This window comes from Pseudomonas sp. 1L-E-NC-VB-C3 (assembly GCF_057291535.1).
The window spans coordinates 375826-394448 of record NZ_JBXAWD010000002.1; the positions used below are offsets into that span (position 1 = coordinate 375826).

The following is an 18623-nucleotide window of genomic DNA, read 5'->3' on the forward strand; positions in this document are numbered from 1 at the left end:
TCAGGGGATAAATCAGGGGCGGAGAACATCACTTATAACGCTGTGTAATCAATCCGCATTTAACATTGAGCGCTTTGCAGAAAGTAGATCGCCCTCCCTGGCTGCAGGCGCGGGGAGGGCGAATGCTACGGCGGGAGGAATCAGTTCTGCGCTTTGCTCATGCGGGTAAATAGCTCGGTTGGGACTTTTTTGCCATTGGAGATGTACTGGTTGGTTCTGAACTTGTAGACCTCACCTTCCGAAAGAAAACCATCGTGGTTGGTGTCCATCGCTTTGAATTCTTCACCGCCCTGAGGTGCCACAGCCAGCAGCTCTTTAAGAGAGACGAGGCCATCATGGTCGGTATCTGTGCGGGCGAAAGAGTCGTCCCCACATTTGCCTTCACCGCACTTGCCTTCGGCAGTAGCGGACTTGTCGCTGGCTTCGCTGGCGCCGCATTTGCCTTCGCCACACTTGCCTTCGCCGGTTTTATCGGCCGATGCCAGTTGGTAGCCTTGGGGCAATGGCTCAACAGCAAAAGCGGCAGACGATGCCAGGCTCATGCCACCGGCTAAAGCAATTGCGGCCAGGCCGAGACTGGTTTTGTTCGACATTGGTTTACGGTACATAGTGCTTCTCCAGATGCTTTGCGCGGCGAGGCCGCGGTTCATGCCACAGGGCGGATAGACCCTCAAGGAAGCTCAAGGCAAAGGGCGCAAGCGTCTTCCACTTCGACAGAGCGACCTTATTCGGGCAGGCCTATTTAGCGGGAGTCATGTATCGGCGATGTATCGGCGAGAGGAGCATTTGTAAGCCAATCCCAAGACTTCGCGTTTGGGTACATAGAGATACAAAAACTGACCTCAGCCTTTGCGCGTCAGTCAGGACAACAGCTTTAAAACAGGTGTCGCGGCTACGCCGACGGCAGCTTGCGCATGCAGTTGGCGCAGCAGCACCAGTGCGTCAGCGACGAAGCTGGTCACGTCTGATGCCCCAGCCTCCGCAGCCAAAGCGTGCAACTGCGCTCGTCCATCCATGTCAGGGAAGTGCTCGATCCGCTGCAACAAACGGAACGCGAGAGGGCTGACCTGGGAGAATTGCACCTGGCCACTCGGCACACGGCTGATCAGCAGCAACGTCGGTTGTTCTGGCGGTTCAGAAGGCAAGTGGCCTGGGCCGAGACGATGTACGGCCCAGGTGTAAGCCAGCGGCCAGACGAGCGGGGAAAGCCTGAGGGGACGATCGAGTAAATGCGCCGCATCACTGGGCTTTAAAGGCGCAGCGTCCAACTGTTGCAGCGCCATTTCCACCCATTCGTAATGAGCCAATTCAGGCAAGAACGGGTACCAGGGGTGTTCGTGACCGGGCGAGTCTTCCAGGCTCGCTACGAAGTCTACAAACTCACGAGCTATTTCTCCGAAGCGTGGCGTTTGCGCGCGGTAGTCACGCAAAAAACGCCGTACCAGCGCACGCCAACCGGCATCACCCAGCACGGCAACCAGCACCGGAAACGTCCCACCCAGCAACCCCAACAGATTGTTCAACACCAGGTTGAGGTAGACCTGCGCTCTTGCGGGATTCATCTGCGCAGGCGGCGCATAACTGTCCGGGTCACGCAGGTACCGGGTCAGTGCGAGCTGCTGACTGTGCAGACTTGAAGGGGAGTCAGCCATCGACGGTCACCCGCACCAAAGCATTGGCGTCGCGTTGCAAGCGCCTGATGGTGTTCAACTCAGCCACCAGTTCGTCGTAGGACGGAAAGTTGAAATCGCGCTCCAGCAGGGTTGGCTTCACGCCGAAAAGGCCATAAGCCTGCCGCAGCAATGACCAGACTACCGGTTTGACCGACGCACCATGGGTGTCGATGATCAGGTCCTCGGCTTCGTCGTAATGCCCAGCCACATGCATGGCGACTACGCGTTCTGGTTCCAGGCCGGCGAGGAAAACCGCTGGATCAAAGCGGTGGTTCACCGAGTTGACGTACACATTGTTAACGTCGAGCAACAGGTCGCAATCGGCCTCGCGAAGCACTGCATTGGTAAAAGTGAGTTCGTCCATGTCCTGATGAGCAGCGGCGTAGTAAGAGACGTTCTCTACAGCAAGACGACGACCGAGAATGTCCTGTGCACGGCGGATGCGCGCAGCAACGTGATGAACGGCCTCCTCAGTGAATGGCAACGGTAGCAGGTCGTATAAATGGCCATCGTCACTGCAGTAACTCAGATGTTCGCTATAGAACGGCACGTTGAAGCGATCGAGGAACCCGCGGACTTGCTCAAGAAAAGGTTCGTCCAGCGGTGCACTGCCACCCAGCGACAGTGACAAGCCGTGGCATGACAGCGGATAACGTTCAGCTAGCATCTGCAGGGCCGCTCCATGCGCGCCGCCGATGCCGATCCAGTTCTCTGGAGCAACCTCTAGAAAATCGAAATCACCGACTGGAGCGTCACGAAGCGTGTTGAGCAGCGCACGGCGCAACCCGAGCCCGACGGTCGCCGCAGGGGGAAGCTGTGGATCTAAATGCGTTGATGATGAAGTGTTCGTTTGCATGAGCTAAATACTCCGATTCGACGTCTGAAACGCCCGATCCACGCCACCTCCACGGTCACCTATGGCAGCCGGGCGGGCATGGATCGGGCGGTTGAAACCCGCCACGGTTCTGCTCAAACGAGGTTGATCACCACGTTGATGTTGTTCCGCGTCGCTTTGGAGTACGGGCATGTCTGGTGTGCGGTATCGATCAGGTCTTGGGCGACGTTGCGATCCAGCCCGGGAAGGAAGACGTTGAGGCGAGCCTGGAGGAAATACGCACCATCTGTTGTGCCTAGATCCACTTCGGCGTCGACGGCAAGGTCACCCGGGAGGGTGACTTTCAGCTTGCTCGCCGCAATCCCCATCGCGCCGATAAAACAGGCCGACCAACCTGCGGCGAACAACTGCTCTGGGTTGGTACCGGCGCCAGAGGTGCCAGGCGATGACAGCTTTATATCCAGTCGGCCATCGTCACTGAGGGCGGTGCCATTGCGTCCACCCGAAGAGGTATGGACTTTGCCGGTGTACAGCACTTTATCAATATGGGTCATGGTGAAACTCCTGATTAACTAGCGGGGGTTGAGAGCGATAACCTCGGTGACGCGATAACACTCAGCGTGCATTCAAACGCTTGAGATACCGACCGATGAATGCATCCAGGCTTAGCTTGCCGGCGCCTGTGAATACCAGTGGCAGAAGTGCGACGAGATAGATCAACGGCAGCTTGAAATTGCCGTAGCCTTTGTTGCTGATGGAGTAGCCCATAGCCAGTTCGCTCAACGTCGACCACTCTGCTGGCCAGTGAACTGCGGCAGTTGCCACGACGGTTACCACTATGAGGATGAGCGCCGATAGCCGAGTTCCCAGGCCTACAAGCAAAGCGATGGAACAGAGCAGTTCTGCCCACATGGATAACTGCCAATTGAACGTAGCCGGCAGCTGATTGAAGGGAAAAGGAAAGGCCCCTTGAATGCTCGGGAACCAGTTCTCACCGTTCCACTTTTCCCATCCCGCTTCAAAAAACTCCCAGGCCAGAAACACGCGCAGGCTTAAAGGGGCGACCCAGTCTCCAGCGCGATCGAGGTTATGCTGGAGCCGATTCAAGACCGATGACGCGTTTGTTTGCATGGGTTTAATCCTCCGACTTGTCGTCAAGAAAGTGGAAGCCGTTAAGGTGCTCCCAATGACAGGTGTCAGGCACAGCAGCACTGCGCTGGCCGTGGGCGCAGTTCATCCTGTTGGTGTATCTCGCTTGTGTCTGAGGGGGCGGGAAGATCAATGTTGTGTAACGTGTTTGCGTCCGTACACACTTGGATACAGAGCAGTGCCTGTCGAAGGCGCTATTTTGGAGTTGGGCTATACGATTGGCTGCGTTCTGCCGGTGACTGGCAGGAGGATTTCACAGGGCGAATGAAAGTCGCAGATGTGGGGGGCGAGGGCGTGGAAATTACTGTTGAATGAGGGGGCACGCCAGGTGCCCACCTTATCTGTCTGGAACCGCCTAGGGGATCAAGCGCATCTCCCGCAGTTTGTCGAACACGTCGAAAAATGCCTGATCGCTCGCCTGGTAGGCAGTGAAGCCCATCAGGCGGCTTTTCGACATATCCGTGACCACTTCGATAGGGCGACCGAGATCTGCATCGGTATGCCATGGGGAAATCAGGCGATCGATATCGGATTCTTTCAAACCGTGCTCCGCGACTATTTGCGTCCAAACGGCTTGATCGTCAGCCATCTGCTTTTCAAGGGGTGAGGCTGAAGCGGGATAATCGGCAGCAGGCAGGTCGAAGTATTCGGCAATTCGGCTCCACATCCATTTCCAGCGGAATATATCGCCATTGGTGATATTGAATGCCTGATTCGCCGCAGCCGGTGTGGTGGCCGCCCACAGTTGTTGTTTCGCCAACTGCCGCGCATCGGTCATGTCGGTGAGGCTGTCCCACTGCACCCTGGAACCGGGAAACACAAAAGGGCGATTGGTGTGCTTGCAAATCGAGGCATAGACGGCGAGGGTGGTCGCCATGTTCATCGCATTGCCCACGGCCACCCCAGTGACGGTATGCGGGCGATGAACGCTCCACGTGAAGCCATCCTTTTCAGCCGCGGCGAAGAGTTCGTCTTCCTGAGCGTAATAGAAATTCTCGACATCCAGACGACCCTGCTCTTCGCGAAACGGTGTCTGCGGCAGGCTGCCTTTACCATAGGCTTCGAACGGACCAAGGTAGTGTTTCAGGCCGGTAACCAGTGCTACGTGTTTGACGCTTTTGGCTGGGCGAATGGCGGCGAGGACGTTGCGCACCATGGCGGCATTGACGCGAATGTTCTCGGCCTCCGTGGCTTGCCGCGACCATGTGGTAATGAACACATGAGTGGGTTTCACATCCCTCAGCGCCTGTTCCAAAGAGGCTGGATCCTGAAGGTCCGCCGCGACAGGGATCACGCCTGGCGCTTGCGACGGATGCCTCGAAAGGGCGGCGACCTGCCACTGGTTGTCAATGAGTAACTGGGTGATGGCGCTGCCGACAATGCCGCTGGCGCCCACGACTAGAGCTGTCTGGGTCATAGGTTTCTCCTGAATTCAGGTTTGGGAGTCCGCCTGAGCAGAAGAGGTTCAACCTGAAAATCCGTTAGAGTGTTCCCCACTCCCCGTTAAAGCCTGTGAACAATGACTCGTCCGCTGTTTGTTTCACTTGATGGCCCCAAAGGCGTCGGCAAAACCTCGCTGTTGGAGGCCATCACTGAAGTCCTGAGGGCAGACAACCAGAAAGTGATCCGACTGTGCGAGAAAAAAAGCGACCCGTTCAGGGGCGAGACCATGCATCTGGTGAACCGACTCGTCCGTCATCCTGACCGGGATCTGGAACTGGAAGTCTGCCAACGCCTCGCTGATAGCCGCAGCTGGATTTCCCGAAACGTGCTGACCAGACAACCCACCGACAGCATCATCCTGATCGATCGCTGGTATCCATCCGATGCGGCGTTTCGCCGGATAGTCCCGTTTGCTGAAATCCTGCAATTAAACCGTGATCGCAACGTTCAGGTGCCCGACCTGCATGTTGGCGTGGTCACGGCGGCGGAGATTTCGTGGGCGAGGGCGGGGGCGCGACGGCGTGGCTTGAGCAGTACTGTGCTTCGCGGTCTGGAGGAGCATGTCGACTGTACCCAGGCTTTTGAACAAGTCGCTGCCGATCAGGGTTGGTTTATTTGCCGCAATGAGGGAACGATCGAGGAGGCGACGGGGCGGGTGGTAGGGGAGATTAATCGGGTGATGAGCCGCCTGCGCGTTCCTTAGCGCCAGTCCCTCAAGGCAGATCACGGTCGACTAAGACAGGCAGCGCGGAAAGTGCCATTGCACAAAAAAACGGGGCTCCAGCGTTGCGAATATGTGCTGGAGCCCCGTATTTATGGGCTATCAGTCGAAACTCAGTTCCTGAGTCTTGATGTGATTGGCCACTGCGCCAGAGATGGCGTCGAAGATTGCTTTTTCATTGTTGCTGTAGACCTCCATGTCGAGATCCAGGGTAATGGCAGCGCTGCGGATCAATACACCTTCATGGTGGTAGCTGACAAACAGTGAGTGCCAGTCTGTGAATTCCACATCCAACACGAGGTAAACCACCGTCACCGAAGCCATGCCCTGGTCGTTCTTGATGGGGCCAAAGGCGACAGTCGTGCGGCCGTCCTTAGTGCTTGCCTTGTTCCACCAGAAGGTCATGAAGTCGTGGGTGCCCGAATCGTTGGGATCCTTGGCCAAGAGCGTCGCGAGCTGCTTGAAGCTCTCGAGTTCCGTCGCTCCCAGATACGTGCCAACGATGGTGGTCAGCAAACTACCGATGTCCACGTCACCTGAAGAGACATCCTGCCTGACCTGGCCGCCACTCGCTGCCTTCACGGTAAAGCCCAGATCGGTCAGTTGGTAAACCACAGCATCGAACCATTGCTTCGTCTGCAGATAGTCCGTATTGGTGATGTCCACGCCCTTGCTTTTCAGGACCGCACGCGCAGCCCCCTGTGCGTAGAGGTTCAGGTGAGAGTATGCGCTGACCTGCTCCGGGGTAGCATCGGTCATCGCATAAACCAACTGCGAGTCGATGGCTGTGGCGTCGATTGTCGTCGTAGTTCCACCGGTTAGCACGCTGCCCAGCTTAGGCGGCGCAAGGGCAGGCCATGCGCAGGTGATGATCCTGCTCGTAAATCCCACACCATCGCGAAGATAGGCTTGACGAGAGCGCCAGTCGGGATGGGAAGTGCGGTCGATAGTGAAAGGGACGTCACGCAAGCCTTCGGGAGGGTTACCTATGGACTTGTCGATTGCCACGTTGAGTCTCTTCAGAAGCCCGTCGCACTCGCATTTCGCGAAAACATTCAGATGGTAGTTCAGGCCTTCTGTGTTGGTGACTTGCACGTGAGCACCAGCCCCCAGGGCCGCTTGGCAAGTTGAGATGTTCCGACCGAAAAGGCTGAACGTTTTCTGGGACTCGAACTTCACTTCTACATCAGCTTTTGCAGATTCCTTAGTGCACATGATGATCTCCAGCTCATACCCAGGCGTCATTGCTTGGGCATCTAGAAGTTATCAATATCGGACCCTTCGTGAAGCTCAGTCGGTTGAGCAGGGCTCACGAATTGCCCTGAAAATATTGCGTGGCGCTCAAGGTGCTGGAGTAGTCACTTCATCAAGAAACTTGGCGAGGTTACGAACATCGTTGTCGGCCATTCTTTCAATCACGTCCGCGAGCGCTTTGCGATGCGGCGCGTCATGCATGGCGCCGAGCGTGTGCTGTCCACGGCCGAGCAGAAGCCAATCGGCATTGACGTTCAACTCGACGCACAGCTTGGCGAAGTTCTCCATACTGATTGGCTCTGAACGAAACCACCGACTAAGAGCGCTGTCCGTCACACCGATTCGGTGTGACAGCGCGTAGAGTTTTGGAAACCCACGAAGGGTATATGCGAACTGAAGTCTCTCGCCGTAGCTTTTGATGCCATGCATTTCCATATCTTTCTTCGTCCTTTACTCGGAGAGGCATCGAAAGCTTCAGAAGTCCGCAGCCTCTCCGGGTTTAAGGCGGGTGAAGCCCCCAAGAGCGAAGCGAGTGTGGTGAGAGGCACATGTCAGCGCGCCAACGATTGCTCTCGGCCATGCTAAAGACGAACTCATGTGCAGTGATATGAACTTTGCCGACTGAGAGCTCAGGTAGGTGTCCGGCCAAGGTGATTTTCTGGTTCGAGCGATTATGGCCTGAGCGCCAGCCAACGACTTGGTTTGCGAGGCTGAGGCGCTATGGGGATCGGTTTCACCGCGCGCTCAAACAGATATCTCAGCGGCCGTTAACAACCTTGAAGAGTGATCGCACGTCGGTGAGTGCGCACACGGTCAAGCGGTTGGACTCCGCATCCGTCTGCATACGCGCGAGCTTATCGGTTTGGTTGGTACGCGTTGCGTTCAGGTTGGTTGGGAAAGGATCCTGATGAGACGCTGTGGGTCAGCCCAACATGGGAGGTTTATGAGCGGTGGTGCTTTGTAACTGTAGTCTCACAGCTGCAACGTCAGTTTCCTGAACTCGTCTGGAGTCGTGAATATCGATCGGTGGGTTTAAAAGAAATCGTGTGGCGGGGAATAGCGGCTTGTGACCGTTGAGGCATGTTACCAAGTCCGATGCCCAGCGAGTGATCAACCTGCGCATCGCGGTTTTCAAAGCTTATCGCGAGAGCGATATCTGGACATCGTCGTGACGTTGGACTCGCCTTCGACGAAGCGCTTCTTGGTTTTCGACGCGAAGTATCGCAGCGCCCGCGCCAGCGTCCTGGATGCAATGGAGTCAGCGCACATTTATCACGACAGTCTCCAGTGGAAGGGCATCAAGCCTGACGTTTCATTGCTGCTGATACCTAGGGCAGACAAAGTAACGGCGCTTATCAGTCCGACTTATCATGCGGACTATGGGGTCGGAGCCTGGCAAATCAGTGCAGAATCAGAAGGGGAGGCACTGGGGATCGAACTCAAACGAATTCTGAGTGCAATACCAATCGCGGCCGCTCCAGCCCGTACAATTGCTATTGGAACGGCGAAGTAATCGATTACGCACAGTAGCGCTAAACTCGCTGACAATCCCGCAACCCGAAATAAAGGCGTCGGGCTCCAGGCGTATTGGTTCGCGACGCCGGTGCAAAGGACTCGATCGGACTGCGCTGGTCTTGACGACTCTTCCCGAGATCACCTGATTACGTTCAGGTTCACAAGCGGCAATGTTTTCGATCTTCACAATCGTTCAGCGCTGGTGGACAATCCGCGCTCTGTTCCGGGGTAGTTCAGCGGTAGAACACTCGGCTCTTAACCGGGTGGGCGCTGGTTCGAATCCAGCCCCCGGACCCACAACATCGCAGGCTCGGAAGAACTCATGCTCAGGGACGATAGGGAATCGAATGCGAATGCCGGCATAGGTGCCGGCTATGCAGCCTTTCAACTGTCTCGGGCACTCGCTGCATCGGGCCTCGACGATAACGGACAGACGAGCAAGCGCATCGAGCGCTGGCACAATGTAATCGAGCACATATTGCAGGGATCTGCGTCGTATGGCTCACGAACTCCATTCGCGGATGTGCCTGAGTGGGTCACGCTGGAAGTCGCCACGGGTGGTTTTGCCACTGGGCAGTACATGGCCGGTGGCGCACTGACCGAGTACGAGCGACATTTGGCTGCTTCGATTCCTGGTATCCGTCCTGGCTTCGAGCGACTCGATCTCAACACTTGGCACCTTACGGAGGAGGGGATTGAGGTACTGCAAACGAAGCTGGCGAGCGGGGATTATCGAATCGAGGTGCCAGAAGAAGCTGCACTGCTGACGGTGGCCTGGTTGCTGGGGCAGCAACGTACAGAGAACGCATGGGATCTGGTTGAAGCGATAGCGCCTTTCTTTGAAGAGCTGCGATTCTTTCCGATGGCTTCTGACGGTTCGCCGCTTTCAGCAGGGCAAGTGCAGGTTTTTACTGTCGGTGATGTCAGAACCGTGCTTTCAAACCGCCCAGCACAGACGCGTCTGGCAGCGCAAAAACATGTCGTCGAGACTCGCTTGCCGCTCTACGATGCGGCGGTGTCGCTTTTCCTTTTGACGTATCAGGATGATTGGCCTTGTCGCCGGTACCCCGAGGGCTGGTTTGAGCAGGCGAATATTCTGAAGCGGCAGTTCGATGCTTCTTGCCCCAGCGCTTCAGGTGAAGCTGAAAGCTCAAGGGATCGGGCAGGGGAGTTGTTTGCATTGCTGGGGAGTTGCGCTAGCGATGCGGCGTCGCTTACGGGACGGCAAGTCGGACGAATTCGCAGGATCGTCGACGATTTCGTACGCAAGCATGGTCATCCCGAATCCGAATCTCATCAAAAGCACAGAGAGTCTCAACGCAGTCACGTGTCCTCACCCGGGCACCATCTATTTGCTAAAGCGGTTGCCGCACGTCTGAGCAGGTATCCCGGTTCGGACGGAGTTTCCGACTTTTCATCTCTGCTGCAACCCGTTACCTGCGAAGAAGCGACCGCATATTCGCTGTTAACAGGTATCGGCATTCCTACTGATATTCGTCGACGCGTCGAGCGGTGTCGAACGGGCACAATTGCCGAGCTGATCGATAAGGGATTGATTACATCCGGGGATACCGTGGCGCGGCTGCTGCCAGCGATAACGGCTGAGATCTGCAGTGCAGGATTTCGCGATATGTCGCTGCGGATGCTCTCTGTAGCAACCTATCGCGCCTTTCGACAACGCCGCTCATTGTTGCTGTTGGATCTGGAAAGTCAGGTCAGGATGAATGAATTGCCGTGGGTGGCGGCTGTTGAGGACCAGCGAGAAACGGACGCGGTGGTCGCTGAGGCAGCGAAACAGTCCCTGATCCAATCCGCAGCAATGACTCTTTGCGCTTTTCCTCAAGCGATCCTGCCCAACAAACTCATTCAGGAATTTGCTGCGCTTGGTGCGATGGCCAAGCTGGATCTGCCTTTTGTGGAAGAGGTCGCCTCGGACATTTTCATGGGCGCTTTCTCGAACAAGTACATAAGAGCTGCCAGGCAGGCAGCATCTTTGACAGGTGGCACGCTATACGCCAATTACTACGACATTGATGCAAGCCAATTGGCGATGCTTCCTGATCAACCGAAATCCAGGCGGAAAAGGTGCTCCAGACCTGACGCTAGTTCCAGGGACGCATTGGCCAGATTGTGCTCCCAGCGGGCTGATGCGGGCCTGGGGACATGGCGACCGGCGACTAACGGGAAAATCATCGAGCAACAACAGATCCTGACGACGCAAAACCTTGCGCTGTTGTTTGGTGAGCTCGGGTTGAAGGCGCTGTTGCAGCATCGCCTGGCTTCGATGGCCGAGGAATGCTTCAGATGGATATGCGTACGCCAGCAGATGAAGTTGCGGTTTTATCACTCCAGCCTGGTGGTGATCAAAAATACGGCTTATGCCTGGCGGCAAATGGTCTTTTATCTAGCGATGCTTGATGAGGCAGAAATGCGTTTCGCGATTGAACGTATCGAAGCTCATTTCGCGGTTCAGCCTAGTGCATTTCGTGAAAGGTTCCTGCCGGCGATTAGAGGATTGCGAGTAGCGGCTTCTGGTGCACCGTTGACCGAGGCTCGCCAAGCAAGCGAAGGTGCTCAGGTTTTTATCGGATGGACTACCGAGAGACATTGGTTGTTGAAGCTGCAAACGAATGGCGTTGCTTAGACTGAGAGGTTGGGAGTGGTGGATGTGATATCTAAAGCCTGAGGCCGTTCGCATCCACGATTTAACATAATATACATTACACGTAACAAGATGTTACGGGCTTCGCGTGGTTGTCGTGGTTGTCACGGGTAATCGAAATCCACTGCCACGATAAATACTGCCAAACCTCTACCTCCGGTATTGCCGCAGATTTCCCCATCCGATCATTCAACTGAAAAAATCCCGCTACTTACCGTAACGGGATTTCTGAGCTGGTTGAAACGCCTCAACTACACTTCTGGAAAATTTACTCGTCACTCACCGGGTTTATAGGCCCGGTCGTTTGCGCATTAATAATCTTCGTAACAGCACGCTGATCCACCGGTTCGTTGATTAAATTGTTTCGGCGTGCCAGTTGCGCGGGTGTTAATTGTTTCAATTGCTCTGGAGTCAGGTTCAAGAGCTGGTCATCGCTGAACGTTGTCATGGCGTTTGCTCCTTGGAGGAATGTGCTCATTACGTAGCGACTATCCTTTGCGCCTCAGAGCAATTTTAAAACTGTAAGAAATAACAGTTTTTTAGGCCCGTTCGCGTTATCGCTCATAACGAAAAGCCATGTAGAGATGCGACTGGGTGGGCTGAGTCATTACCTCGGCCGCTTTCGCGACTAATTTCTGTTAGCTCAACTAAACGGTCATTTAGTGTAGTTAACGTATTATCGGCGACGTTAACTACATTTACTCCGCTCCATTAGAAATCCACGGTTGCCGAGAGCAGATACGTGCGCGGCGTCGAAAGCGTCAATCCCGGTTCGCTGTCATCCGAGGCGCCCGCTGAGCTCCAGTAGCGTTTACCCAGCACGTTTTCAACATTTGCGCGCAAGGTAATCGTCTTCTCGTCCAGCTTGAAAGCATAGCGTGTACCTACGTCGAACCGCTCCCAGGAGTCGATTTCCTTATCATTCGCCTGATCCAGATACTGCGAACTCGAATAGATTCCACGACTGGTCAATGTCAAACCCTGCACAGCCGGCACATCCCACTCCGCGCCGAGGTTGACGTTGTATTTCGGTGTCGCCGGTGCGCGGTTGCCGTCGAATGTGCCGTTGGTGGTGTGGGTCAGTTCGCTATCGATGTACATCACACCGCCCAGCAATCGGAAGCCCTTCAGCGGTTCGCCAAACACGCTCAGTTCTACGCCGTTGTTTTCGCGTTTGCCGTTCGGGCCGAAGACTCGTGTGGTCGCATTGGTTTCGTAGGCAGGTTGTTTGATGCGGAACACCGCTGCCGTCAGGGCGTATGAGCCGGCGTCGTACTTGGCGCCGACTTCGACCTGGCGGCTGATGAATGGCGGGAAGATTTCGTCTTCGTTGATCGACGTCGATGGCGCGATCTTGCCTTGGCTCAGACCCTCCATGTAGTTGGCGTACAGCGAAAGTTTGTCTGTCGCCTTGAACAGAATGCCGCCCGACGGCGAGACTTTTTCCTCATCGTAGGCCGTGTCGCCCTTGATGCCGTCGCTCCAGTCATCGACTTTGACCCGCTGCCAGCGCGCACCCAGAGTCAGCAGCAGTCGATCATCGAAGAACCCGAGCGTGTCGGACAAGGCCACGCCGCTGAAGCGATTTTCGGTGTAGACCTTGGCGTCATTGCGGGTCGGCGTGCCGGGTCTGGCTATTTCCACCGGGTCGTAGAGATTGCTGCGCCCGGCTGCGTAACGGGCGCCGCCGTTTTCGAAGTCCATATAAAAGTAGTTGGCCGCCAGGTTCACTTCATGGCTGACCGGTCCGGTCTGGAACCAGTTGCGCACCCCAGCGGTAGCCGTGCGAACGTTTTCGTCGCGAGTGAAGTCGCGCGGCTGGACGCTGAAGTCGCCGGCGTCATTGGTCACTGAAACCGCGTGGCGCAAGAAGTCGTGATTGCTTTTGCGTGCGCCGACGCCGCCATACAGCATGACCGAATCGCTGACATCGAACTCGCCGTTGAGCGTGCCGAAAGTGTCTTTGGTTCGCGCCCGGCTCCAGTGTTGCGCATAGTTGTCGCGCACATCATTGGCGTTCGGCACCTTGGCGTTGGTCGCGACTTGCACGCGTTCCTGCGGTGCGTCGGTGTCGCGTTCGGTGTGGCCGATATCGGTGGAAAGTCGCAAGCGTTCACCACGGAAATCCAGACCGAGTACTGCCATGTCGCGATCGACACTCTGATGATCCCATTCTGTATCACCGGACTGTTTAACCCCGTTGAAGCGCACCCCGAATTGATTGTCTTCGCCAAAACGCCGTCCGACATCCACCGCGCCGCCGACTTGATTGTTCGAGGCGTAATTGGCTGTCAGCGAGGTGATCGGCTTGTCGGTCGCGCGTTTCGGCACGACGTTGATCCCCCCTCCTACACTGCCCCGTGGCGAAATCCCGTTGATCAATTGGCTCGGGCCTTTGAGGATGTCGACGCGATCGGCCATTTCCATATCAATCGTGTAAGTCGGCAACACACCGTAGAGGCCGTTGTAGGCAACATCACTGTTGAACAGGCTGAAACCACGGATGGTGAATTGCTCATAGCGGCCACCGGCAGGGTTGGTGGCGCGTACCGAAGGGTCGGTACTGATCAGATCGCCGAGCGTGCGCGCCTGTTGGTTTTTCACCGTTTCGCTGGTGTAGGTGGTCATGCTGAACGGGGTTTCCATGAAATCCCTGGAACCCAACAACCCTTGCGAGCCACGCCGCGCGACCTGACCGCCAGCAAACACGTCGGCATCCGCTGAACCGCCCGCGCCGAGAATCGATGTCGGCGCAAGTTGCAAGGTGCTGCCTTGCGCTGCGGGCACCAGCGTATAAGCCTGATCGCCGACCGGTTGCAGCTGCAAACCGGAACCCAGCAACAACCGGCTGAACCCCTCCTCCACGCCATATTCACCGGACAAACCATTGCTGTTGCGGCCGCTGACCAGTGCCGGATCCACCGACAGGTTGACGCCGGCGAGACCGGCGAAGCGCGTCAGCGCTGTACTCAGACTACCGGCCGGCACCTGATAACTGCGGCGACTGCCATCGTCGGCCCAGCTCGATTGGATCAACACGGGGCTGGCACTCAGGCTCAGCAAAAGGCTCAACTGCAACAACGGACGCAAACGACCTGGAAATACTGCGGGCATTGGAAGAAGCTCTCGATTTTGTTCACTTGCCTGGAATGACCAGCGAGGCGAAAAAAAGGGACAGGCTTCAGCCAGTTTTTTCCGCACGCGGTACCAGTGACACCCAAAATCGCGTTCGCGCATGCACATCGACGGGCAAACTGGCAGCCAGCAGTGCCAGCACTTGATCGGTATCGTCGAGGCGAAAGCTGCCAGTGACGCGCAGCGATTCCAGCGCCGGATCCCAGCGCAGAACACCCGAGCGGTAGCGACTCAGCTCGCGGAGGAAATCACCCAGCGGCTGGTTTTGCGCCATCACCACACCGTCGCGCCACCCGGGCATCAACGCATCGAACGCCGTCACCGCCCCGGCGCCCGAAGCTTGCAGGCTGACTTGCTGGCCCTGCTGCAATACCAGCGCCGGGCCGTGCAGCGGCTGCAATTGCACCGAACCACGGAGCACGCAGACCTGGCAATCGCGGGAATTGAGGCGCACCGAGATGTCGCTGTGATTGACGATCATCCGCCCATAAGGCGCGTTGACGATAAAGGCTGAATCGCCCGCGACGTTGAGCGCCATCTCGCCACGAATCAGCGTCAACTGACGTGCCGCCAGATCGACATTAACCGCGCTGTCGGTGTTGAGTTGCAATGAATAATCCTGGGCCAACTGCACTTTGCGCCGCTCGCCAGTGCTGGTGTGCAGGTCGGCGCGCCAGACCTCCAGCGGCAGCTCCCGACTGATCAACCACGCCGCCGGCACCAGCGCCGCCACGCCCAAGGCACGCTTGAGAGCAGCGCGCCGCGCCGGATCCGGCCGATCCAGCGTGGCCAGGGCAAGCGCCGGGGGCAAGCCTGCAAAGCGTTGACGCAGTTGTTGAATTTTCTGCCACGCGTTCTCGTGGCGACTGTCGCTGGCGCGCCAATGCTGTAATCGCGCGTGATCTTCCTCGCTGGCACAACCGGACTCGAGCAGTGCCAGCCAGTGCGCCGCTGCCCGCGCCACTTCCCGCATTTCATCATTGGGTGCAACGCGCATCAGAGATCCACCAGCAAACAATGCTCGTACGCCTGGGCCATGTAACGTTTCACCGTGCGCTCGGAAACCTGCAAGCGTTCGGCAATCTCGCGGTAGCCAAGGCCCTCGAGTTGACTCCAAAGAAATGCCCGGCGCACGGGGCGCGGCAAGCCATCGAGCAATTCATCCAGCGCCTGCAAGGTTTCCAGCAGCAACCAGCGCTGCTCCGGCGACGGTGCGCACGCTTCCGGCAATTGCGCCAAGGCATCGAGGTAGGCTTTTTCCAGATGGCGCCGCGTGTAGAAATTGCTCAGTAGCCGTTTGCCGACGGTGAGCAGATACGCGCGCGGCTCGCGCAATTCAGCCAGTGGCGGCGCGTTGCACAGGACGCGGACAAAGGTGTCTTGACTGAGGTCCGCCGCATCCCACGCATTGCCCATGCGCCGGCGCAGCCAGGTTTCCAGCCAGCCGCGGTGCTCGCGATACAACTGCTGCAGGCTCTGCTCCGACGGTGACGTGGCTTCAATCATCTCAAGAGACCCTGCGCGAAGGTAGATTCAAATGAGACTGATTCTATTTAACTTCTGCGAGGACACAAAGCCTTTTTCTGCTCAGCGCTTGAGCGTTTCGCTCGGCAGCTCCTTGAAAAGCGCGCGGTAACTGCTGGAAAACCGCCCCAGATGCCAGAACGACCAGCGCATCGCCACTTCGGCAACGGTGGTTTCGCAAGGCCTGCGCTTGAGCAATTCACGGTGTGCACTGTTCAGCCGCCTCAGGCGTAACCAATGGCTCGGGGTCATCCCGGTGTAGGCCTTGAAAGCCTGCTGCAACTGGCGCAGGGGTACGCCGGCAACGTGGGAAAGTTCGAGCAGATTGACCGTGTCTTCCGGCGAATCAGCCGCCCACTCCCCTACTCGCTTCATGATTTGGCGTTCGTTGTTGCGCTGCCGCAATCCTCCACGATCAAGACGGGTTTGAGCGTTGTCGAGGATGAACAGGCAGTCCTCAAGCAACTGCTGAGTCAGGCGATCTTTATCAAGTGGATCAGCAGCTTGCGACAACTTCGTGAGAATCGAGCTTAACCAGCCGCTGAACAAAGCGTTCTGTCCGCAGTTCAGCGGCGCCATGAACAAACCTTCGAGCTTTGCCACTTGCAAACCGTGCTCGCGGACGAAATCCGGACCGAACACCACAGCGATTTCCCGGTAGTTCTCCGGGGTGATCCAGATGTTGCGGCTCTCTTCGTTGAGCAGATACAGCGCGTTGTCGCTGCGATCGAAACAGAACGCCAGAGCCCCGGATGGCGCACTGAAATTCTGCTCGACCCGGGTGTTCATCTGTTCTTCGTAAACCTCGACGCCCTGCAGATCCAGATAGCGAATCTGCCCGGCGAAATGCCCCGGCGACATCTGCTGGTAATGCTGGACCCAGCCCGGTGTAGCGCGGATTTGCTCGGCCACATCGGCGGTATTGAACGCTTGAACCTGAAGCGGATTGCACGTTGTCATGGGGTGACCCTGCGCACTCTTTTGGTGCGCTTTGGTGCTGCTGAAAGTGGATAGATGGAATCGCAAGCCGCGCCCAAGATAGTCCCCAACGCGCCACAGGGGAAGGGGCGGAAGATGAAACCCGCCCTCCCCGGCGTCTACAAAACCAATAACGAGGTCTTTATGAACGCCCCTTTCGATCAGCTGTTCACCTGGCTGAAAGATCACAAGATTACCGAAGTCGAATGCGTGGTCAGCGACCTGACCGGCATCGCCCGCGGCAAGATTGCACCGACCAACAAGTTCCTGCATGAGCGCGGCATGCGCCTGCCGGAGAGCGTGCTGCTGCAAACGGTAACCGGGGATTTTGTCGACGACGACATCTACTACGACCTGCTCGACCCGGCTGACATCGACATGGTCTGCAAGCCGGTTTCCGACGCCGTCTACGTCATTCCTTGGGCAATCGAGCCGACTGCCATCGTCATCCACGACACCTTCGACAAATTCGGCAACCCGATCGAACTGTCGCCGCGCAACGTGCTGAAGAAAGTCCTGCAGCTCTACACCGACAAGGGCTGGAAGCCGATTGTCGCGCCGGAAATGGAGTTCTACCTGACCCAACGGTGTGAAGACCCGGACCTGCCGCTCAAGGCACCACTGGGTCGTTCGGGTCGTGCGGAAAGCGGTCGGCAGTCATTCTCGATCGATGCCGCCAACGAATTCGATCCGCTGTTCGAAGACGTCTACGACTGGTGCGAACTGCAAGGTCTGGACCTCGACACGCTGATCCACGAAGACGGCCCGGCGCAGATGGAAATCAACTTCCGCCACGGCGATGCGCTGGATCTGGCTGACCAGATCACCGTGTTCAAGCGCACCCTGCGCGAGGCGGCGCTCAAGCACAACGTCACCGCGACGTTCATGGCCAAGCCGATCGGCGACGAGCCCGGCAGCGCCATGCACTTGCACCAGAGTGTGGTCGAGATCGCGACGGGTCAGCCGATCTTTGCCGATGCCGAGGGCAACATGAGCGAGCTGTTCCGTCATCACATCGGTGGCCTGCAGAAGTACATCCCGAAAGTGCTGCCGATGTTCGCGCCGAACGTCAATTCGTTCCGCCGCTTCCTGCCGGACACCTCGGCGCCGGTCAACGTCGAATGGGGTGAAGAGAACCGTACGGTGGGCCTGCGGGTGCCGACATCGGGGCCGGAATCGATGCGCGTGGAAAACCGCTTGCCCGGCGCCGACGCCAACCCCTATCTGGCGATTGCCGCGAGCCTGCTGTGCGGCTACATCGGCATGGTCGAGAAGATCGAGCCGAGCGCGGCGGTCGAAGGCCGGGCCTACGAACGGCGCAATCTGCGCCTGCCCATCACCATCGAAGAAGCCCTGACGCAGATGGAAGACTGCCCGAAAGTTGCCGAGTACCTGGGCAGCAAATTCGTCCGCGGTTACGTCGCGGTCAAACGCGCCGAGCATGAAAACTTCAAGCGCGTGATCAGCTCCTGGGAGCGAGAGTTCCTGCTGCTGAGCGTCTGACGGCGCAGCCGTCCCTGTGGGAGCGAGCCTGCTCGCGAAGACGTCGGCACACTCACCATAGATGTCGACTGAAACACCGCTTTCGCGAGCAGGCTCGCTCCCACATGGGATTGTGTAGCGCCTGAGAATTTGATCGTTCCCACGCTCCCGCGTGGGAATGCATCCCGGGACGCTCTGCGTCCCATCCAAAGCCGAACGCGGAGCGTCCGTTGCGGCATTCCCACGCACAGC

The 18623-nt window shown here is 57.3% G+C and carries 18 protein-coding genes and 1 tRNA gene; 6 read left to right on the plus strand and 13 right to left on the minus strand.

The features are described from left to right. Positions 1–140 precede the first annotated feature (140 nt). The 6 genes from AC0Z5Z_RS05035 to AC0Z5Z_RS05060 form a co-directional block, all read right to left on the minus strand. Positions 141–608 carry an HvfA family oxazolone/thioamide-modified RiPP metallophore gene (locus AC0Z5Z_RS05035; protein WP_041480354.1) on the minus strand — a complete coding sequence of 156 codons (468 nt, stop codon included), beginning with the start codon at positions 606–608 and terminating at the stop codon, positions 141–143. A gap of 252 nt (positions 609–860) precedes the next feature. Continuing rightward, entirely contained in the window at positions 861–1652 is a 792-nt protein-coding gene (locus AC0Z5Z_RS05040) for an HvfC family RiPP maturation protein (protein WP_485610795.1), read from the minus strand. Beyond that, the gene (locus AC0Z5Z_RS05045) at positions 1645–2529 is read right to left on the minus strand and encodes an HvfB family MNIO-type RiPP peptide maturase (RefSeq protein WP_485610796.1); all 885 of its coding nucleotides are present in this window, start codon (positions 2527–2529) and stop codon (positions 1645–1647) included. The genes AC0Z5Z_RS05040 and AC0Z5Z_RS05045 overlap by 8 nt, the downstream gene beginning before the upstream one ends. 113 nt (positions 2530–2642) lie before the next feature. Then, complete coding sequence (locus AC0Z5Z_RS05050; protein ID WP_056786037.1) at positions 2643–3062, minus strand: organic hydroperoxide resistance protein; 420 nt, start codon at positions 3060–3062, stop codon at positions 2643–2645. Between the two features lie 61 nt (positions 3063–3123). Then, a complete protein-coding gene (locus tag AC0Z5Z_RS05055; RefSeq protein WP_485610797.1) occupies positions 3124–3639 on the minus strand; it encodes an HvfX family Cu-binding RiPP maturation protein in 516 nt (171 codons plus the stop codon). A 373-nt stretch (positions 3640–4012) separates the two neighbouring features. Then, a complete protein-coding gene (locus AC0Z5Z_RS05060) occupies positions 4013–5074 on the minus strand; it encodes an SDR family oxidoreductase (protein WP_485610798.1) in 1062 nt (353 codons plus the stop codon). A 102-nt stretch (positions 5075–5176) separates the two neighbouring features. On the opposite strand from AC0Z5Z_RS05060, the gene AC0Z5Z_RS05065 reads away from it, so the two are divergent. Further along, positions 5177–5803, plus strand: a complete 627-nt coding sequence (locus AC0Z5Z_RS05065) for a dTMP kinase (RefSeq protein ID WP_485610799.1) — start codon at positions 5177–5179, stop codon at positions 5801–5803. Between the two features lie 120 nt (positions 5804–5923). Here the strand turns inward: AC0Z5Z_RS05065 and AC0Z5Z_RS05070 are convergent, their stop codons facing one another. Beyond that, a complete protein-coding gene (locus AC0Z5Z_RS05070; RefSeq protein ID WP_485610800.1) occupies positions 5924–7036 on the minus strand; it encodes a hypothetical protein in 1113 nt (370 codons plus the stop codon). Positions 7037–7162: 126 nt separating this feature from the next. After that, positions 7163–7504: a helix-turn-helix domain-containing protein gene (locus tag AC0Z5Z_RS05075; protein WP_159894614.1), complete on the minus strand. Its 342-nt coding sequence runs from the start codon at positions 7502–7504 to the stop codon at positions 7163–7165. Between the two features lie 221 nt (positions 7505–7725). On the opposite strand from AC0Z5Z_RS05075, the gene AC0Z5Z_RS05080 reads away from it, so the two are divergent. The 4 genes from AC0Z5Z_RS05080 (at position 7726) to AC0Z5Z_RS05095 (ending at position 11234) form a co-directional block, all read left to right on the plus strand. Further along, a complete protein-coding gene (locus AC0Z5Z_RS05080; RefSeq protein WP_353956547.1) occupies positions 7726–7983 on the plus strand; it encodes a DUF2357 domain-containing protein in 258 nt (85 codons plus the stop codon). Positions 7984–8243: 260 nt separating this feature from the next. Continuing rightward, entirely contained in the window at positions 8244–8588 is a 345-nt protein-coding gene (locus AC0Z5Z_RS05085; RefSeq protein WP_375123716.1) for a hypothetical protein, read from the plus strand. A gap of 224 nt (positions 8589–8812) precedes the next feature. Further along, a tRNA-Lys gene (locus AC0Z5Z_RS05090) sits at positions 8813–8887 on the plus strand. 25 nt (positions 8888–8912) lie between these two features. After that, entirely contained in the window at positions 8913–11234 is a 2322-nt protein-coding gene (locus AC0Z5Z_RS05095; protein WP_485610801.1) for a hypothetical protein, read from the plus strand. Between the two features lie 286 nt (positions 11235–11520). Here AC0Z5Z_RS05095 and AC0Z5Z_RS05100 read toward each other — a convergent pair whose 3' ends face one another. The 5 genes from AC0Z5Z_RS05100 to AC0Z5Z_RS05120 all read right to left on the minus strand — a co-directional run bounded on the left by AC0Z5Z_RS05100 (position 11521) and on the right by AC0Z5Z_RS05120 (position 16871). Beyond that, entirely contained in the window at positions 11521–11700 is a 180-nt protein-coding gene (locus AC0Z5Z_RS05100) for a hypothetical protein (protein WP_485610802.1), read from the minus strand. Between the two features lie 263 nt (positions 11701–11963). Next, positions 11964–14366: a TonB-dependent siderophore receptor gene (locus AC0Z5Z_RS05105; protein ID WP_485610803.1), complete on the minus strand. Its 2403-nt coding sequence runs from the start codon at positions 14364–14366 to the stop codon at positions 11964–11966. A 67-nt stretch (positions 14367–14433) separates the two neighbouring features. Then, positions 14434–15384: a FecR domain-containing protein gene (locus tag AC0Z5Z_RS05110; RefSeq protein WP_252876300.1), complete on the minus strand. Its 951-nt coding sequence runs from the start codon at positions 15382–15384 to the stop codon at positions 14434–14436. After that, entirely contained in the window at positions 15384–15893 is a 510-nt protein-coding gene (locus AC0Z5Z_RS05115; RefSeq protein ID WP_056786013.1) for a sigma-70 family RNA polymerase sigma factor, read from the minus strand. The genes AC0Z5Z_RS05110 and AC0Z5Z_RS05115 overlap by 1 nt, the downstream gene beginning before the upstream one ends. 81 nt (positions 15894–15974) lie before the next feature. After that, entirely contained in the window at positions 15975–16871 is an 897-nt protein-coding gene (locus AC0Z5Z_RS05120; RefSeq protein ID WP_485610804.1) for a helix-turn-helix domain-containing protein, read from the minus strand. Positions 16872–17033: 162 nt separating this feature from the next. Between AC0Z5Z_RS05120 and AC0Z5Z_RS05125 the strand changes: the two genes are divergently transcribed. Beyond that, entirely contained in the window at positions 17034–18392 is a 1359-nt protein-coding gene (locus AC0Z5Z_RS05125) for a glutamine synthetase family protein (RefSeq protein ID WP_041480368.1), read from the plus strand. The last annotated feature ends 231 nt before the right edge of the window (positions 18393–18623 follow it).

Bases quoted from the DNA above. Each gene is read 5' to 3' on its own strand.
- AC0Z5Z_RS05040 (WP_485610795.1), bottom strand. From the start codon at position 1,652: ATGGCTGACTCCCCTTCAAGTCTGCACAGTCAGCAGCTCGCACTGACC.
- AC0Z5Z_RS05125 (WP_041480368.1), top strand. From the start codon at position 17,034: ATGAACGCCCCTTTCGATCAGCTGTTCACCTGGCTGAAAGATCACAAG.
- AC0Z5Z_RS05120 (WP_485610804.1), bottom strand. From the start codon at position 16,871: ATGACAACGTGCAATCCGCTTCAGGTTCAAGCGTTCAATACCGCCGAT.
- AC0Z5Z_RS05045 (WP_485610796.1), bottom strand. From the start codon at position 2,529: ATGCAAACGAACACTTCATCATCAACGCATTTAGATCCACAGCTTCCC.
- AC0Z5Z_RS05115 (WP_056786013.1), bottom strand. From the start codon at position 15,893: ATGATTGAAGCCACGTCACCGTCGGAGCAGAGCCTGCAGCAGTTGTAT.
- AC0Z5Z_RS05095 (WP_485610801.1), top strand. From the start codon at position 8,913: ATGCTCAGGGACGATAGGGAATCGAATGCGAATGCCGGCATAGGTGCC.
- AC0Z5Z_RS05110 (WP_252876300.1), bottom strand. From the start codon at position 15,384: ATGCGCGTTGCACCCAATGATGAAATGCGGGAAGTGGCGCGGGCAGCG.
- AC0Z5Z_RS05105 (WP_485610803.1), bottom strand. From the start codon at position 14,366: ATGCCCGCAGTATTTCCAGGTCGTTTGCGTCCGTTGTTGCAGTTGAGC.
- AC0Z5Z_RS05070 (WP_485610800.1), bottom strand. From the start codon at position 7,036: ATGTGCACTAAGGAATCTGCAAAAGCTGATGTAGAAGTGAAGTTCGAG.
- AC0Z5Z_RS05065 (WP_485610799.1), top strand. From the start codon at position 5,177: ATGACTCGTCCGCTGTTTGTTTCACTTGATGGCCCCAAAGGCGTCGGC.
- AC0Z5Z_RS05035 (WP_041480354.1), bottom strand. From the start codon at position 608: ATGTACCGTAAACCAATGTCGAACAAAACCAGTCTCGGCCTGGCCGCA.
- AC0Z5Z_RS05050 (WP_056786037.1), bottom strand. From the start codon at position 3,062: ATGACCCATATTGATAAAGTGCTGTACACCGGCAAAGTCCATACCTCT.
- AC0Z5Z_RS05075 (WP_159894614.1), bottom strand. From the start codon at position 7,504: ATGCATGGCATCAAAAGCTACGGCGAGAGACTTCAGTTCGCATATACC.
- AC0Z5Z_RS05055 (WP_485610797.1), bottom strand. From the start codon at position 3,639: ATGCAAACAAACGCGTCATCGGTCTTGAATCGGCTCCAGCATAACCTC.
- AC0Z5Z_RS05100 (WP_485610802.1), bottom strand. From the start codon at position 11,700: ATGACAACGTTCAGCGATGACCAGCTCTTGAACCTGACTCCAGAGCAA.
- AC0Z5Z_RS05060 (WP_485610798.1), bottom strand. From the start codon at position 5,074: ATGACCCAGACAGCTCTAGTCGTGGGCGCCAGCGGCATTGTCGGCAGC.